General features: G+C 54.9%; 15 protein-coding genes. 5 read left to right on the top strand and 10 right to left on the bottom strand.

Translation table 11 applies throughout. From position 1 onward, the window contains the following. Window positions 1–157: 157 nt before the first annotated feature. The 5 genes from ABD035_RS06510 to gsiD all read left to right on the top strand — a co-directional run bounded on the left by ABD035_RS06510 (window position 158) and on the right by gsiD (window position 6488). Window positions 158–1120: an isoaspartyl peptidase/L-asparaginase family protein gene (locus ABD035_RS06510; protein WP_343868683.1), complete on the top strand. Its 963-nt coding sequence runs from the start codon at window positions 158–160 to the stop codon at window positions 1118–1120. Between the two features lie 12 nt (window positions 1121–1132). Next, window positions 1133–2989 carry a dipeptide ABC transporter ATP-binding protein gene (locus ABD035_RS06505; RefSeq protein ID WP_343868681.1) on the top strand — a complete coding sequence of 619 codons (1857 nt, stop codon included), beginning with the start codon at window positions 1133–1135 and terminating at the stop codon, window positions 2987–2989. A 65-nt stretch (window positions 2990–3054) separates the two neighbouring features. After that, window positions 3055–4593 carry a glutathione ABC transporter substrate-binding protein GsiB gene (gsiB, locus tag ABD035_RS06500; RefSeq protein WP_212713784.1) on the top strand — a complete coding sequence of 513 codons (1539 nt, stop codon included), beginning with the start codon at window positions 3055–3057 and terminating at the stop codon, window positions 4591–4593. A gap of 47 nt (window positions 4594–4640) precedes the next feature. After that, window positions 4641–5561, top strand: a complete 921-nt coding sequence (gsiC, locus tag ABD035_RS06495; RefSeq protein WP_212713783.1) for a glutathione ABC transporter permease GsiC — start codon at window positions 4641–4643, stop codon at window positions 5559–5561. A gap of 3 nt (window positions 5562–5564) precedes the next feature. Beyond that, complete coding sequence (gene gsiD / locus ABD035_RS06490) at window positions 5565–6488, top strand: glutathione ABC transporter permease GsiD (protein WP_212713815.1); 924 nt, start codon at window positions 5565–5567, stop codon at window positions 6486–6488. Window positions 6489–7074: 586 nt separating this feature from the next. Here gsiD and ABD035_RS06485 read toward each other — a convergent pair. The 10 genes from ABD035_RS06485 to ABD035_RS06440 form a co-directional block, all read right to left on the bottom strand. After that, window positions 7075–7944, bottom strand: a complete 870-nt coding sequence (locus ABD035_RS06485) for an ABC transporter substrate-binding protein (RefSeq protein WP_343868769.1) — start codon at window positions 7942–7944, stop codon at window positions 7075–7077. Window positions 7945–7985: 41 nt separating this feature from the next. Next, complete coding sequence (locus ABD035_RS06480; RefSeq protein ID WP_343868676.1) at window positions 7986–8765, bottom strand: amino acid ABC transporter ATP-binding protein; 780 nt, start codon at window positions 8763–8765, stop codon at window positions 7986–7988. Then, entirely contained in the window at window positions 8749–9696 is a 948-nt protein-coding gene (locus tag ABD035_RS06475; RefSeq protein WP_371813090.1) for an amino acid ABC transporter permease, read from the bottom strand. The genes ABD035_RS06480 and ABD035_RS06475 overlap by 17 nt, the downstream gene beginning before the upstream one ends. After that, window positions 9689–10219: a GNAT family N-acetyltransferase gene (locus ABD035_RS06470; RefSeq protein WP_343868673.1), complete on the bottom strand. Its 531-nt coding sequence runs from the start codon at window positions 10217–10219 to the stop codon at window positions 9689–9691. Before ABD035_RS06470 ends, ABD035_RS06475 begins: the two co-directional genes overlap by 8 nt. A gap of 9 nt (window positions 10220–10228) precedes the next feature. Further along, window positions 10229–11170, bottom strand: a complete 942-nt coding sequence (locus ABD035_RS06465) for an ABC transporter substrate-binding protein (RefSeq protein WP_425579710.1) — start codon at window positions 11168–11170, stop codon at window positions 10229–10231. After that, the gene (locus ABD035_RS06460; RefSeq protein WP_343868671.1) at window positions 11167–12504 is read right to left on the bottom strand and encodes an LLM class flavin-dependent oxidoreductase; all 1338 of its coding nucleotides are present in this window, start codon (window positions 12502–12504) and stop codon (window positions 11167–11169) included. The genes ABD035_RS06465 and ABD035_RS06460 overlap by 4 nt, the downstream gene beginning before the upstream one ends. 90 nt (window positions 12505–12594) lie before the next feature. Beyond that, window positions 12595–13635 carry an MsnO8 family LLM class oxidoreductase gene (locus ABD035_RS06455; protein WP_343868668.1) on the bottom strand — a complete coding sequence of 347 codons (1041 nt, stop codon included), beginning with the start codon at window positions 13633–13635 and terminating at the stop codon, window positions 12595–12597. A gap of 243 nt (window positions 13636–13878) precedes the next feature. After that, window positions 13879–14433 (bottom strand): YceI family protein, encoded by a 555-nt coding sequence (locus ABD035_RS06450; RefSeq protein ID WP_343868666.1) that lies wholly within the window; start codon window positions 14431–14433, stop codon window positions 13879–13881. Window positions 14434–14686: 253 nt separating this feature from the next. After that, the gene (locus tag ABD035_RS06445) at window positions 14687–14812 is read right to left on the bottom strand and encodes a hypothetical protein (RefSeq protein WP_343868663.1); all 126 of its coding nucleotides are present in this window, start codon (window positions 14810–14812) and stop codon (window positions 14687–14689) included. 83 nt (window positions 14813–14895) lie between these two features. Further along, window positions 14896–15021, bottom strand: a complete 126-nt coding sequence (locus ABD035_RS06440) for a hypothetical protein (RefSeq protein WP_343868660.1) — start codon at window positions 15019–15021, stop codon at window positions 14896–14898. Window positions 15022–15055: the final 34 nt, after the last annotated feature.

The following is a 15055-nucleotide window of genomic DNA, read 5'->3' as shown; positions in this document are numbered from 1 at the left end:
AGACCATTTTTTTACTTGTCATAACAAAAGGATATTAACCCGATCACGGGTCGGGCTTTACAAGCCGCGCTGCACTTTTTATAGTCAAAAAACACAAAAAATCATCAATATATATCATCTGATAATCACCGCTGTTTTATGACGGGAAGGAAAACGTTTGAAAACTGTAATTGCGATCCATGGCGGAGCCGGAACGATCACCCGCCGTGCGCTGAGTAAAGAAAAAGAACAACAGTACCGTCAGGCCTTAGAGGACATCATCAGCGCCGGTCAGCAGATATTGCTGGCCGGCGGCAGTGCTCTGGATGCGGTGACAGAAACCGTCCGTCTGCTGGAAGAGTGTCCATTGTTTAATGCCGGTAAAGGGTCGGTGTTTACGCATCAGGCCACCCATGAACTGGATGCCTGTGTGATGGATGGCCGGACACGCCAGGCCGGAGCCGTGGCCTGCGTCAGTCGGGTGCGTAATCCTGTGCTGGCTGCCCGGGCGGTGCTGGAAAACACCCCTCATGTTTTACTGGCCGGTGCCGGTGCCGATGCATTTGCTGCCGAACAGGGGCTGGAAACGGTTTCTCCCGATTTTTTCTCTACCCCTGAACGCTACGCCCAGTTACAACAGGCACTGCAGCAGGACGATATTCTGCTGGATCATCAGGAGGACACCCCCGCCCCGGAAGGTGACCCTATCGATCCGCGAAACAAATTCGGTACCGTCGGGGCTGTTGCGCTGGATAGCGCCGGCCAGCTGGCGGCAGCCACGTCTACCGGCGGAATGACCAACAAACGCCCCGGGCGCGTGGGTGATACCCCGCTGCCCGGGGCCGGCTGCTATGCCGACCGCCGGGTCGCGGTGTCATGCACCGGCACCGGTGAAGTCTTTATTCTGACTCAGGCCGGATACGATATCTCTGCCCGGATGAACTATGCCGACAGTTCTCTGGAGCAGGCCTGCGATCATCTGATGCAGACGCTGGGTGAGATGCAGGGCGAAGGCGGTCTGATTGCTATCGATGCCGATGGCAACCTGGCTCTGCCGTTTAACAGCGAAGGGATGTATCGGGCTTCCGCCAGCGGTAATGAGCCTCCACAGGTGGCCATCTACCGTCATCCGCCAGCCTGATGAGGACATAGCATGACTGATTTGCAGACGACCCTGCTCCACGATCCTGACCGGGTACTGGTGGCTGAAAACCTTAGCGTGACCTTCCGTCAGGATAATCAGGTTTTTCAGGCCGTGGATTCCTTATCTCTGTCCGTCAGCCACGGCGAAACGCTGGCTCTGGTCGGGGAATCCGGCTCCGGTAAATCAGTCACCTCGCTGGCGCTGATGGGGCTTATCCAGCAGGCCGGTGGCCGGGTGACCGGCGATCGCTGGCTGCGCCGGCGCAATGGCGATCTGTTTGATCTGGGGAGTGCGGATCAGCACCAGTTGCGGCAGATCCGCGGATCCGATATCGCGATGATCTTTCAGGAACCGATGACGTCACTGAACCCGGTCTTTTCTGTCGGTGAACAGATTGCCGAATCGCTGCGGCTGCATCAGGGTAAAACCGCACATCAGGCCTGGCGTGAAGCCCGGGAACTGCTGGACCGCGTAAGAATTCCGGCCGCAGCCGATACCATGCAACGCTATCCCCACCAGCTCTCCGGGGGGATGCGCCAGCGTGTCATGATAGCCATGGCACTCAGTTGCCGCCCGGCGCTGCTGATTGCCGATGAACCGACCACCGCGCTGGATGTCACTATCCAGGCCCAGATACTGAACCTGATCCGCGAGCTGCAACAGGAAATGCATATGGGGGTGATTTTTATCACCCACGATATGGGCGTGGTGGCAGAAATGGCCGATCAGGTCACGGTCATGCACCGCGGACGCCAGGTGGAATCTGCACCACTGCGAGAACTGTTCCGCCAGCCCCGGCAGGACTACACCCGTGCGCTGCTGGCTGCGGTACCCAAACTCGGTGCCATGCGCGGTCAGCCACTGCCGGCAAAATTTATTCTGCCGGGAGAAAGCGCCCCGGTCAGCGCACAGCCGGATACGGTACAACGGGATCGTCCGCCGGTACTGGAGGTGCGCGATCTGGTTACCCGTTTCGATATCCGCGGCGGCTGGCTGAATCGCGTTCAGCGACAGGTTCATGCGGTGGAGCATATCAGTTTTGATCTCTACGCCGGAGAAACCCTGGCGCTGGTCGGGGAGTCCGGCTGCGGTAAATCCACTACCGGCCGCTCTCTGCTGCGACTGGTAGAAAGTCAGGGCGGATCGATCACCTTTAACGGCCAGAGGATCGATACCCTGAGCGGATCCGCCCTGGCGCATTTGCGCCGGGATATTCAGTTTATTTTCCAGGATCCCTATGCGTCACTCGATCCCAGGCAGTCGATCGGCTATTCCATTATGGAGCCGTTACTGGTCCATAAGGTGATGGAGCCGGCGACCGCGGCAAAACGTGTGGAAGAGTTACTGGTACGTGTCGGCCTCGAGGCCGGACATGCCGCCCGTTATCCCCATGAGTTTTCCGGCGGACAGCGTCAGAGGATCTGTATTGCCCGGGCCCTCGCCCTGAACCCGAAAGTTGTGATAGCCGATGAGTCCGTGTCTGCGCTGGATGTCTCCGTGCAGGCCCGTATCGTTAATCTGATGATGGATTTACAGCAGGAATTCGGTATCGCCTTTCTGTTTATCTCTCATGATATGGCGGTGGTCGAACGCATCAGCCACCGGGTGGCCGTGATGTATCTCGGACAGATCGTCGAAATCGGCTCGCGTCAGGACGTGTTTGAAAATCCGCAACATCCCTATACCCGTAAACTGATGGCAGCTGTCCCCGTCGCAGACCCGGAGGCGGTGCGCCATCATTTTGCCACGAAGGCAGAAGACGTGCCGGATGCCATCTATGCCCGCGGGGAATCTCCGCCGGTCGTTTCCCTGACCCGCGTTTCCGGTCAGCATTTTGTTGCTAACAGCAGCCCCCCTTTTAGCTAACGTGACGAAGCCCTCTGCGCGGGACCGGCAGGCAGGCAACAGCACCATTACAGGAGAGCAGGACGATGAATCAGAAAACGGTTAAGTGGCTGATCGCCGCGGGAATTATCGGCAGCAGCAGTGTCTCACTGCCCGCATTTGCGGCTAAAGATATCGTGGTTGCCGTATTGTCAGATTTCACCACGATGGACCCTTACGATGCGAACGATACCCTGTCGCAGAGCGTCGCCAAGTCGTTCTATCAGGGGCTGTTTGGTTTCGATAAGAATATGAAGCTGGAAAACGTGCTGGCCGAAAGCTATACGGTAAGCCCGGATGGCCTGACGTATACCTTTAAGTTACGTCCCGGCGTGAAATTCCAGGACGGGACTGATTTTAATGCAGAAGCCGTGAAGGTGAACCTCGATCGTGCCAGTAACCCGGCCAATCACCTGAAGCGCTATAACCTGTTTAAATATATCGCCCATACCGATGTCGTTGACCCGCTGACGGTTAAAGTTACTCTGAAACAGCCTTTCTCCGCCTTTATCCATAACCTGGCACATCCGTCTGCCGTGATGATTTCACCGGCGGCACTGAAAAAATACGGCAAAGATATCGGTTTCCACCCGGTGGGTACCGGCCCTTACCAGTTTGTCAGCTGGAATCCGACCGATGATATGAAGGTGAAAAAATGGGATGGCTACTGGAAAAAAGGCTATCCGAAGCTGGATGAAATCACCTGGCGTCCGGTAGAAGATAACAATACCCGTGCCGCCATGCTGCAGACCGGTGAAGCGACCGTCGCTTTCCCGATCCCTTACGAGCAGGCACCGTTACTGAAAAAAGACAGTAAGCTGGATGTCGTGACCTGGCCGTCCATTATGCAGCGCTATATCAGCCTGAATGTGACGCAGAAACCGTTCAATGACCCGAAAGTACGCGAGGCATTAAATTATGCCATTAACCGCCAGGCGCTGGTGAAAGTCGCGTTCTCCGGCTATGCCACACCGGCCACCGGTATTGTGCCGCCGGCTATCGCCTACGCACAGACCTTCCCGGCCCCGGTATATGACCCGGCCAAAGCCCGTGAACTACTGAAAGAAGCCGGTTACCCGAACGGTTTTGAAACCACCCTCTGGTCATCCCATAACTACACCACGGCACAGAAGGTGCTGCAGTTTGTTCAGCAGCAGCTGGCACAGGTGGGCGTAAAAGCTCAGGTGACGGCGATGGATGCCGGTCAGCGTGCCTCACAGGTGGAAGATAAAGGACAGAAAGAGAGCGGTGTCCGTATGTTCTATACCGGCTGGTCAGCCTCCACCGGGGAAGCGGACTGGGCATTAACCCCGCTCTTTGCCACCACGTCCTGGCCACCAGCCATCTTTAATACCGCGTTCTACAGTAACCCGAACGTCGATAAAGACCTGACCGATGCGCTGAAAACCACCAACGAAGCAGAGAAATCGGCCCTGTATAAAGACGCTCAGGACCGTATCTGGCATGACCAGCCCTGGATCCCGCTGGCGGTGGAAAAACTGGTGTCTGCAAACAACAAAAATCTGACCGGCTTCTACATTATGCCGGATACCTCATTTAACTTTGATGATGCGGATCTGAAGTAACTGATCGGGCAGGCGGTGACGCCTGCCCCCTGCCACCGGGACTGTGCATGCTTAATTATTTTATCAAACGTCTGCTGGGGATGATCCCGACGCTTATCATCGTGACGGTGCTGGTCTTTCTGTTTGTGCATCTGCTGCCGGGGGACCCGGCACGCCTGCAGGCCGGTGCGAATGCCGACGAAGCCGTGGTGGCGATGGTCCGTCACCGTCTGGGGCTGGACCTGCCGTTACCGCAGCAGTTCTGGAATTATCTGGTGCGATTACTGCACGGCGACCTGGGCCAGTCGATGGTGTCACAGCGGCCGGTCAGCCAGGAAATTGCCATGCGTTTTATGCCGACCCTGCTGCTGACACTGACCAGCATGGTCTGGGCCTGTGTCTTCGGATTAATCATCGGGTTAATTTCGGCGGTATGGCGGAATCGCTGGCCGGATAAGCTCGGTATGCTGCTGGCCGTCTCGGGGATTTCATTCCCGGCCTTTGCGCTGGGCATGCTGCTGATGCAGATTTTTTCTGTACAGCTTGGCTGGCTGCCGACCGTCGGTGCCGGCAGCTGGCAGCACTATATTCTGCCATCGCTGACCCTGGGTGCCGGGGTAGCGGCGGTGATGGCCCGCTTCACCCGTTCCTCTTTTATTGAGGTCATGCGGGAAGATTATATGCGCACCGCCCGGGCGAAAGGGGCCTCTGAATTCTCGGTAATTTTTAAACACGGTCTGCGCAATGCGATGATCCCGGTCGTGACCATGATGGGCCTGCAGTTCGGCTTTCTGCTGGGCGGCTCTATTGTGGTGGAAGTGGTGTTTAACTGGCCGGGCCTCGGCAGGTTACTTATCGATTCGGTTTCCATGCGCGACTATCCGGTGATTCAGGGAGAGGTTCTGCTGTTCTCCTTTGAATTTATTCTGATTAATTTGCTGGTTGATCTGTTATATGCGGCGATCAATCCGGCTATCCGTTACCGCTGAAGGATCACAATGAAAAACTGGCGACGTGATGCAGCGCTGAAAGCGATGCCGCTGCTGAGCGAACACCGGCCGCGCACACCGTGGCGGGAGTTCCTGCACCGCTTCCGGCAACAGCCGGTGGCCATCGCTGCGGCGGTCTTTATCCTGCTGTTACTGATTCTGGCGGTGATCGCCCCGTGGATAAGTCCCTACAATGCAGAAATGTATTTTGATTATGACCGGTTAGACCAGGGGCCGACACTGGTGCACTGGTTCGGGGTCGACTCGCTGGGACGGGATATTTTCAGCCGGGTACTGGTCGGTACGCGGATCTCTCTGCTGGCAGGCGTGTTTTCTGTGGCGATCGGCTCAGTGATTGGCACCCTGCTGGGTCTGCTGGCTGGCTATTATGAAGGCTGGTGTGACCGGGTCATTATGCGTATCTGCGATGTGCTGTTCGCCTTCCCGGGGATCCTGCTGGCGATTGCGATTGTGGCTATCATGGGCAGTGGCATGTCCAACGTCATTCTCGCCGTGGCCATTTTCAGTATTCCCGCGTTCGCCCGGCTGGTACGGGGGAATACCCTGGTACTGAAGCGGCAAACCTTTATCGAAGCGGCGCGCAGTATCGGTGCTTCAGACCGCCATATCTTATGGCGGCATATACTGCCCGGCACCCTCTCATCCATCGTGGTTTATTTTACGATGCGGATCGGTATTTCGATTATTTCGGCGGCCAGCCTCTCGTTTATCGGCCTCGGTGCCCAGCCACCGACCCCGGAATGGGGAGCGATGCTGAACGAAGCCCGGGCGGATATGGTGATGGCGCCGCACGTCGCTATTTTCCCCTGCCTCGCTATCTTCCTGACCGTACTGGCCTTTAATCTGCTGGGTGACGGGCTGCGGGATGCTCTGGACCCGAAACTGCGCGGGGATAACGGCAGGTAAACCCGCTCCGGCAAACCCGGCGGGGAGAAGCCCCCCGCTTTCCTTTTTTTCCGTCAATCAGGGAACAAATACCCGGGGTCACCGTACCGAATCCCCCGGGGCCCTTCTTCGTAACGTCCGGAATTCTCCTCTGCCTGCTGCTGTTTCTGCCTCTGCGATGAGCCATTACCTGATATCTCTGCTCTGCTGCACTGACTATTCGATACTCAAAGGGTCGCCGGAAGTCAGATTGCCGTTGGCCGGATGCCGAAGAGCAGATTTTTATGATTCGGTCATACTGCGGGGCTAAGGTTCCGGGAAATTGCAGATTGCCGTTGGTTATTGGTTATTGGTTATTGGTTATTGGTTATTGGTTATTGGTTATTGGTTATTGGTTATTGGTTATTGGTTATTGGTTATTGGTTATTGGCAGGGTTCAGAAGAGCAGATTTTTATGATTCAGTCATGCTTTGGGGCTAAGGTTGCAGGAAGTTGTGGCGCTGTACACGGTGTTTTTTTGGCAGGCGACAGGTCTGCGGTATCAGCACCGCGTCAATCCCGCGAGACTGATACCACAGAGAGACCGGCACGGTGCCGGTCTCTCCGATTAATAAGTAATGCCGGGAGGATTGACCTTCGAGGCAGTCACGGCCTCTTTCTGTTCTCCCCAGCGGGTCATCACCTGCTGATAGGTTCCGTTTTTGATACTGCTGTTCAGCGCCGCCTGTAACGCATACACCAGCCCGTTACCTTTTTTCGTCGTCACCGCGACCTGCGCGAGTTTAGGCCCCAGTCCGACAACCCGTGTTTTCCCCGTTAATGCGGCTTTATAGCTGGCCGCAGACTGAGGGCCAAACAGAACATCTACCCGGCCTGACAGCAACGCCAGGTTAACGGCAGCATCATCGGTCAGATAGACCGGTGTTGCCTCCGGTAAATGCTGACGCTTATTCTGCTGGTTCCATCCCAGTAATATCCGTTCCTGATTAGTCCCCGAGCCAACCACGACTTTTAACCCGGACACATCACGGGCATCCCGGATCTGCCGTATAGGGCTGTTCTGCCTGACACTGAAAGCCAGCGAGTCCGTCCGGTAAGTCGCAAAGTCATACTTCTTCTTACGATCTTCGGTGACCGCAATATTCACCAATGCAGCATCGTATCGCCCGCTGCTAATCCCTAAAGGCCATTCTTCCCAGGAGACAGGAACCAGCCGTAACTTCAGGCCAAGTCCGTCGGCCAGCAGCCTGGCGATATCCGGGTCACTACCGATACGGCTTTTATTATCATTTCCCAGCAGCGAGAGCGGGGGTGAATTCATGGCCGAAATAGCGACCGTCAGTTCCCCCGGATGGGCAAACCGGAAACCTTTAGGGATCAATGCCACGGCTGACGCTGATACCGCGGTATTCACCGGGGTCTGGTTCGCATTTAAATCCGGCTGTGTCTGTGCAAAAAGGGGAGCAGCTACCGTCATCAGTAACAGCAGATAACCCGGCCGCCATATAAAACGCTTCATCAGAGTACACTCGCCAGGAAATTTTGTGTTCTGACATGTCGCGGATGATTCAGTACCTGGTCACTGGTCCCCTGCTCTACAATTTTCCCGTCCACCATAAACACGACCTGGTCAGCAACCTGACGGGCAAATCCTATCTCATGCGTGACGATCACCAGCGTTCTCCCTGACTTCGCCAGCTGTGCTATCACTTCCAGTACTTCACCCACCAGTTCAGGATCCAGTGCTGAGGTGGGTTCATCAAACAGCAGCACCCTGGGCTCCAGCGCCAGTGCACGGGCGATGGCAACCCGTTGCTGTTGTCCTCCGGAAAGATGCCGTGACCAGGCATGAATTTTATTCTGTAATCCGACGGATTTCAGTAACTGTTCAGCCCGTGTGATGGCCTCGGGCCGCGAGAGACGTTTATGTACGACCGGGGCTTCAATAATATTATCGAGGACACTGAGATGAGGAAACAGGTTAAAGTTCTGGAACACATAGCCGACATTCAGTCGTTGTTTCAGAATGTCTTTCTCTTTCAGTTCATAGAGTTTGCCGTTTTTTTGCCGGTAGCCGATGTATTCTTCGTCGATCCGGATAAAACCGGCATCCGGTTTTTCGAGATGGTTAATGGTACGGAGTAATGTCGATTTACCTGAACCGGACGGTCCCAGGATCACCGTCACGGAGCCTGGCGGGATCTCAAGATCGATATCTTTCAGTGCATGAAAGTGGCCATAGGTTTTACTGATCCCGCTGATGGAGATCTTTCCCTGCGGATTAACTGTTGCGGACATAAGAAATCTCCTGAGGCAGATGACTGCTTTTGCTCAACGCCGGGACCGGCGTCACCGCGGCGACCGCGGGCGATACAGACTGGGGAAGAGCTTTGCGTTCGCTTTTCGCCATCAGTTTTTCGACCAGTAACTGAATAACGGCCAATACACTGGTGATCACCAGATACCAGCAGGCACCGACCATCAGTAATGGGATCACTTCCTGATTGCGGTTATAAATCATCTGGATGGTATAAAAGAGTTCTGGCATGGCCAGCACATAAACGACGGAGGTGCCTTTCACCAGACCAATCAGTTCGTTGAAACCGGTCGGCAGAATAGAACGCAAGGCCTGCGGCAGAATAATACGCCATGTACGACGCCAGACCGGTAATCCGAGTGCCGCGGCAGCTTCATATTGTCCGTAATCGACCGACTGGAATCCGCCGCGGATCACTTCTGCCGTATAGGCACTTTGTACCAGAGTCAGCCCGACGACGGCCGTCTGGAACTGTCCCAGCACATTGATGGTCTGAAAATGTCCCCAGCTCAGAGAGGTAAAAGGCAGCCCCAGCGATAACGTGTCATACAGGTAAGAGAAGTTATAAAGAATAATCAGCACCACAATCAGCGGCAGTGAACGGAATAACCAGATATATCCCCAGGCCAGCGCCTTGAGTAACGGCGACTGAGAAAGCCGTGCCATCGCCAGCGCACCGCCAAGGATCACACTCAGTAACGCACTGAAAACGGTGATCAGTAACGTCCGCCCCAGCCCTTCCAGGATCACCGGGTTAAAAAACCACTTAGCAAAAACCGGCCATTCCCAGCGCGGGTTCAGAGCCACAGACTGGATAATACCGGCAAATATCAGTACCGAGAGTATCGTTCCTGCGATGCGCCAGGGGTACCGTGCCGGTACAATTTTCTGTGATAAAGGTAAATCAGACATGGGCATTCGCTCCTTTATTCGCGTAACAGGCAGGTGCCACCAGCGTTTTGGTAAACCTCAGCCGCCCGTCGTAGGGGGCACGGCTGTATTCTTCAAAATCACGATGAATATCAAAACCGGGTTGATAGCCCAGAGAGAGATACAGTGCTACAGCTTCCGGTTGCCGGAATCCTGTGGTCAGATACATTTCCCGGTAACCGGCGTCGATGGCATACCGCTCAAGTTCACTGACCAGACTGCGGGCAATCCCCTGCCCGCGAAGTGTTTTATCTGTCCAGATCCGTTTTATCTCGGCGGTATGTCCACGGTATGGCTTATACGCCCCCGTCGCGATGATTTCTCCGGCGTCTTCCAGCACCAGAAAGAGTCCCTCCGGTGCGGTATAGCGTTCCGGCGGATCCTCTTCCGTATGTCCGGAAAAGTAGTCGCCATAACGCTGCCGATATTCAGCAAACAACCCGGTCAGAACAGGCTGCAGCTCTGCCGCCCCGGGAGAAATCACCCGGAATCTCCTCTGTGCCATAACACGCTCCTAATCGCCCAGCCCGGGAGGATTAATTTCAGCCGACGGGATCCCTTCCAGGCCTTCTCCCCAGCGATCCAGGACTTTCTGATAATCACCGTTCGCGATTGTCCCGTTAATGGCTGTCTGTATCGCCCGGGTCAGACCACTCCCTTTTTTAAGGGTCACGGCGATATGTGCGGCCTTAGGCCATCCGCCATCCACTGCACCGACGAAACGTAAATTTCCTCCGTTGGCGGCTTTCCAGGCTCCCAGTACGTGCGGGCCAAAATAGGCATCTGCCCGTCCTGACTGCAGATCCAGCGTTTCGGTGGCACCGTCCTGGGTATAGACAGGTGTGAAAGGTGCCAGTCCGTGACTGCGGTTTTCTTTATCCCATGCCAGCAGAATCGCTTCCTGATTCGTCCCTGAACCGACAATAATTTTCAGCCCTGCAATGTCCGCTGCTTTGGTAATTGCTTTGATTTTCGAGGATTTTTTGACATAAAACCCTAATAAATCGCGACGATAGGTGACGAAATCAAACTTCTTTTTTCTCTCACGGGTCACCGTAATATTTGAAATAGCCGCATCATATTTTCCGCTGATCACTCCCAGCGGCCAGTCATCCCAGGAGGCCGGCACAATATGCAGTTTTAGCCCAAGGCTATCGGCAATCAGCCGGGCAATATCAGGTTCACTGCCGATCAGCGTTTTATTATCATTCGCCAGTACGCTCAGTGGCGGGGATGTCGTGCCACTGACGGCAACCGTAAACTCTCCCGGATGAATAAAATGGTAACCTTTCGGAATTTGCGCGATGGCCGCAGGGTTTTTCGGGGTATTCACTGGCTGAGCGTTTTTAGTCAGATTAATATCCGTGTTATTGATGGTGACATCCGCGGCATTGGCGGAAACCACCGCCATAGTGCCTGCTAATGCCAGTGCGCGCAGCGCCAGACCTGAAATCATACAACCTCCTGTAAATGTGACGATCGGGCAAACTGGTTTTCCGGAAGCGGCAAATCAAACGATTCACGCAGAGTGGTTCCCGGGTACTCTTTCCGGAAAAGGCCTCTGGCTTGTAATAACGGGATCACCTGGTCAACAAAGCGCGGGAACACTTCAGGAGTGCCAGCCTGAATAATGAACCCGTCGGCCCCCTCATTCTCAAACCAGCGTTGCATCTCATCAGCGATCTGTTCCGGTGTGCCATGAAATACCGGACGAGGTGTCGCGGCTTCCAGAGCGACCTGACGCAGCGTTAAACCCCGTTCGCGGGCCTGCTGTTTAATGTGATCCGTCGTACTGCGGAAACTGTTGCCGCCCAGCTCACCGATATCAGGGAAAGGTTCGTCCAGCGCATACTGGCTGAAATCGTGGTGTTCAAAATAACGGCCAAGATAATTCAGCGCATTTTCAATCGAGACCAGGGCAGCCGTCTGCTGATACTGGCGTTCTACGTCCTGCGCATCCTCCCCGACGATGACAGAGACGCCCTGAAAAATATGTAAGTCATCCGGGTGACGCTGATGTCCGGCCAGTTGTTGTTTAACATCGCGGTAAAAGCGCTGCGCTTCGCTGAGCGTGTATTGGTGGGTAAAAATAGCATCGGCATGTTTCGCGGCCAGTTTTTTACCGTCGCTGGAAGCACCGGCCTGGAAAATTACCGGTCTTCCCTGCGGGGTACGGCCAATATTGAGAGGACCGGCAACCCGGAAAAACGGGCCATTATGGTTCAGCGGATGAAGTTTATTTTTATCAAAAAACTCCCCCGTGGCTTTGTTGCGGATGAAAGCATCTTCTTCCCAGGAATCCCACAATCCTTTAACTACCTCCAGATACTCATCGGCAATACGGTAACGCAGGGCATGTTCAGGGTGATGTTCACGGGAGTAGTTTTTTGCAGACCCTTCCAGCGGCGAGGTCACAACATTCCAGCCGGCTCTGCCGCCACTCAGATGATCCAGACTGGCGAACTGCCTGGCGACGGTAAACGGATCACTGTAAGAGGTTGAGACGGTGCCGACTAATCCCAGATGGCGGGTGGCTCCCGCCAGTGCAGATAAAAGCGTCAGGGGTTCAAACCGGTTAAGAAAATGGGGAATCGATTTTTCATTAATATATAAACCGTCAGCAATAAATAAAAAATCCAGTTTCCCTTCTTCCGCTTTTCTGGCGGTTTCACGGGCAAAGTCAAAATTAATACTGGCGTCTGCGGTGGCTGAAGGATGTCGCCAGGCGGACATATTTCCGGATGCGCCGTGTAAGATCGTACCTAGTCGTAATTGCCTTTTATTGGACATAGCTCCTCCGGGAGATAAATATTTCAGAAAATAAATGGTATTCACCGGCCGGTATAACGACCGGACCGGGCATTCACCGTCGCCCGGACGTCAGGCGACAGAACTTTCTGTCGTGACGGGGGAGACTCTACGGGCCGCAGAGTGCTCTCTTTCCTGAGCCAGCAGACGCAGTGTGTTAATTCTGATCTCCGGCTGACTTAACGGCATATCCAGCATAAATTCACTGACCGAAAATGCCTGATGCAGGTCATCCAGTTGAGCAAGCACCTCACGGGCATTCCCTGCGAGGATCGCGGTTTCTTTGCGGCTTACCGATTTCACTGCGATATCGCTCTGGCGGCTAAAGCTCTCTGCCTGAGCTTCGCTACCGACCGTCACATGCCGGCCATCCTCCAGTTCCACCTGCCATAATTCAGACTGTGCTGCCTGCCGCCGGGCTTCTTCGGCGTCTTCGCTGACAATGATCTGCACCGCAATAATGACCGGTAACCGGGTCGCCGCCTGCCAGTAGTCACTGAATGTTCGCAGCAGAGACCGATCGCCGTTCAGGTGTGCGGCAAAAACAAAGTTCCAGCCCAGGGACGCCGCCAGTGCTGCGCTATCGGTACTGGCCCCTAGTAAGTACTTATCAGCCGCCTGACCAGGGACCGGAGTTGCCCGCAGAGCCGGTTCATCCTGCGAGGGCAGTACCGGTATTTGCAGAAAACTGTCTAAGGTCTGCAACTGGCTGGCGAAAGTCCCCTGTTTATCGGGGTCCTGCGCCGCCTGCAGTGCTTTTGTCGATAACGGTAATCCGCCAGGCGCCTTGCCAATCCCCAGGTCTACTCTGCCGGGCGCGAGTGCTGCCAGCAGATTAAAATTTTCTGCCACTTTATAGGGACTGTAATGCTGTAACATTACGCCCCCTGACCCCACTTTCAGATGCTTTGTCTGTGCCAGAACCCAGGCGATAAGTATCTCCGGGGAAGGGCTGGCGAGGCCTGAGGTATTATGATGCTCCGCCAGCCAGAAACGGCGGTAACCCCATCGCTCGGCAGCCTGAGCAAGCGCGACTACCCGCTGTAATGCATCGGTTGTCGTGTCACCCTCGTTCACCGGGCACTTATCCAGGACACTTAACTGATAAGACATATATTTACCTTACCTGACTAAATAATAAATCCATTATTAGCTCCCCTTCGCCGGCAAATGAAATATAAAATCGTCGCTTAGTTAGATAAAAATAATAATAAATACACGACGTTTCCGTCCTGAGATAAATAATGAATAAAGTAAGCAGGAATAATTATTACACGAATAATGACCGGGGAAATAAAGGGCTTTCCTCCGGTTATATTTGAACGGGTGTTAATGAATGGCCGGCCGGGCTGGCGGTCAGTTTATTTTGTCCGCATATAACACAATATCCACACGGATAGGGTCACTGACAATGGCGGGATACTGTCCCATACCGAAGGCACTGCGGGAAATAAGGGTCTGTGCGGATAAACGGATTCGCTGCAATGACACATCGTTCTGCTGTGCATTCAGGATCAGCGGTTTACGCACCGTTTTAATCTGCAGGCTGCCCAGCACCCGGTAACGCCCCTCACCCACAGCCACCATCCGGCTGCTGCTGAAGAAGGCATCGGGGTAGCTGGCCGTATCAAAGAACGTCCGGCTGCGGAGTGCCCGGGTCAGAACCCAGTGATGGGCATCCAGTTGGCGGACGGGGATAGCCGACTGCAGTGTATTACGATCATCCTCACGCGGATCATAGCTCAGGTCACCACGGATCCCGGTGATCCTGGCATGATATTCGCCGCCTCCGATCATCTTCCAGGTCAGCACCAGAGAGCTCAGTTGCGGATTAATGTGATACATCGCGCCGATCGCAGGCAGTGAGCACCCGGCTATTATCATCGGGATCAGGAAGATCAAACGCCGCATAGTCTCTCCGCAAAGGGGTAAAGGTGACTGCGGATGATAAGCGGTCTGCCCGACGTTTAACAGTTCTGTCGCAGAAAGGTGTCGTTACAGGCCTGGTGATGAGCATCCTCCGGCAAAATCGTTTTCCGGCGGGCTTGCTGAAATCTGTGCTGAGCAATGGTGGCTGATTTGCCGGAGGAATGTGACAGAACCCGTTACCAGCGACTGCAGAAAGTTTTGGCAGAACCCCGGCCTTCCCTTGCCGGGTCCATCGTCAGGCGCTGGTGCGCTTCTCAGTGGCAGGTGTGGCAACCTCTGCCGGGATAAAGGGTTCGCCCAGTGTCAGCATCAGGCGGTTAGCCCGGGCAAAAAAGGCCGTCGCCCGGATCAGACCGGTCATTTCCGGGGGGCTCAGCGGTAACCGTTACCTGCGACTGCGGAAAGTTTTGGCAGAGCCCCGGCCTTCCCTGGCCGGGTCCATCGTCAGGCGCTGGTGCGCTTCTCAGTGGCAGGTGTGGCAACCTCTGCCGGGATAAAGGGTTCACCCGGGATCCGCATCAGGCGGTTAGCCCGGGCAAAAAAGGCCATCGCCCGGATCCGATCGGTCATTTCCGGGGGTCTCAGCGGTAACCGTTACCTGCGA

The sequence above is a fragment of the Tatumella terrea genome, from assembly GCF_039523755.1.
GTDB classification, from domain to species: Bacteria; Pseudomonadota; Gammaproteobacteria; order Enterobacterales; family Enterobacteriaceae; genus Tatumella; species Tatumella terrea.
The sequence above is the reverse complement of the archived record's forward strand: the minus strand, read 5'-3'. Positions and strand labels throughout refer to the sequence as shown.

What these genes read in the sequence shown, in the direction of transcription:
- ABD035_RS06505 (WP_343868681.1), top strand. Translation starts at nt 1,133, where the DNA reads ATGACTGATTTGCAGACGACCCTGCTCCACGATCCTGACCGGGTACTG.
- gsiB (WP_212713784.1), top strand. Translation starts at nt 3,055, where the DNA reads ATGAATCAGAAAACGGTTAAGTGGCTGATCGCCGCGGGAATTATCGGC.
- gsiC (WP_212713783.1), top strand. Translation starts at nt 4,641, where the DNA reads ATGCTTAATTATTTTATCAAACGTCTGCTGGGGATGATCCCGACGCTT.
- ABD035_RS06485 (WP_343868769.1), bottom strand. Translation starts at nt 7,944, where the DNA reads ATGACGGTAGCTGCTCCCCTTTTTGCACAGACACAGCCGGATTTAAAT.
- ABD035_RS06480 (WP_343868676.1), bottom strand. Translation starts at nt 8,765, where the DNA reads ATGTCCGCAACAGTTAATCCGCAGGGAAAGATCTCCATCAGCGGGATC.
- ABD035_RS06475 (WP_371813090.1), bottom strand. Translation starts at nt 9,696, where the DNA reads ATGTCTGATTTACCTTTATCACAGAAAATTGTACCGGCACGGTACCCC.
- ABD035_RS06470 (WP_343868673.1), bottom strand. Translation starts at nt 10,219, where the DNA reads ATGGCACAGAGGAGATTCCGGGTGATTTCTCCCGGGGCGGCAGAGCTG.
- ABD035_RS06465 (WP_425579710.1), bottom strand. Translation starts at nt 11,170, where the DNA reads ATGATTTCAGGTCTGGCGCTGCGCGCACTGGCATTAGCAGGCACTATG.
- ABD035_RS06460 (WP_343868671.1), bottom strand. Translation starts at nt 12,504, where the DNA reads ATGTCCAATAAAAGGCAATTACGACTAGGTACGATCTTACACGGCGCA.
- ABD035_RS06455 (WP_343868668.1), bottom strand. Translation starts at nt 13,635, where the DNA reads ATGTCTTATCAGTTAAGTGTCCTGGATAAGTGCCCGGTGAACGAGGGT.
- ABD035_RS06450 (WP_343868666.1), bottom strand. Translation starts at nt 14,433, where the DNA reads ATGCGGCGTTTGATCTTCCTGATCCCGATGATAATAGCCGGGTGCTCA.
- ABD035_RS06445 (WP_343868663.1), bottom strand. Translation starts at nt 14,812, where the DNA reads ATGACCGGTCTGATCCGGGCGACGGCCTTTTTTGCCCGGGCTAACCGC.
- ABD035_RS06440 (WP_343868660.1), bottom strand. Translation starts at nt 15,021, where the DNA reads ATGACCGATCGGATCCGGGCGATGGCCTTTTTTGCCCGGGCTAACCGC.